Below are 780 nucleotides of genomic sequence, written 5' to 3'. Positions count from 1 at the left end.
GCTGTTCGGCCTGGCCCCGGAAGCGGGGGAGCACCACCTGGTGGCGGCCGGGATCGGGATCACGCCCCTGCTGGCGATGGCATACGAACTGCACGCCCGGAAAGCCGAGTTCCGGCTGCACTACGTGGCGCGGAGCCGGGCCGAGGCGGCTTTCGCCGGTTTGCTGGAGAAGTCCGCCTTCGCCGATCGCGTCGTCCGCCGCTTCGGGGCCGGGCGGCAGGCCGTGGCCCGCGAACTGACGGGAGCGCTGGCAGGGCTTCCGGCCGACGCGCATGTGTACGCCTGCGGGCCCGAGAGCTTCATGGCACAGGTCCGCGCCCTCGCGGCCCGCGGCCTGCCCGAGGATCAGATCCACTCCGAGCCGTTCCAGGCGGGGACACCGGCGGACAACGGGGCCGACGACGGCTTCGAAGTCGAGCTGGACACCGGCGAGGTCTTCACCGTGCCACCCGGGAAGAGCATCGCGGACGTACTGGAGGAGAACGGCGTCCCGCTGGAGACCTCTTGCCGCGAAGGCATCTGCGGAACCTGTGTCCTGCGGGTCGTCGAAGGTGAACCCGATCACCGCGACCACTGCCTGTCCGCCAAGGAGAAAGCGGCCGGAGACCAGATCGCCGCCTGTGTCTCGCGCGCGAGGTCACCACGGCTGGTGGTCGAGCTGTGGTGAGCCAGTCCGAACCGAACCAGGAGAGGAGCGGCACCGCCGTGACCCTGACCCCCAGCCAGGCCGATTTCCGGGAGGCGATGGCCCACCTGCCGGCGGCCGTCAACATCCTGACC

1 protein-coding gene is annotated in these 780 nt (G+C 70.6%); it reads left to right on the top strand.

Annotated features, from left to right (window positions below; translation table 11 throughout):
* A partial coding sequence (locus CCN51_RS52380; RefSeq protein ID WP_107426325.1) for a flavin reductase family protein occupies nucleotides 1-667 on the top strand: 667 nt, incomplete at its 5' end.
* Between the last annotated feature and the right edge of the window lie 113 nt (nucleotides 668-780).

The sequence above is a fragment of the Streptomyces milbemycinicus genome, assembly GCF_002154605.1.
Lineage (GTDB): Bacteria > Actinomycetota > Actinomycetes > Streptomycetales > Streptomycetaceae > Streptomyces > Streptomyces milbemycinicus.
The sequence above is the reverse complement of the archived record's forward strand: the minus strand, read 5'-3'. Positions and strand labels throughout refer to the sequence as shown.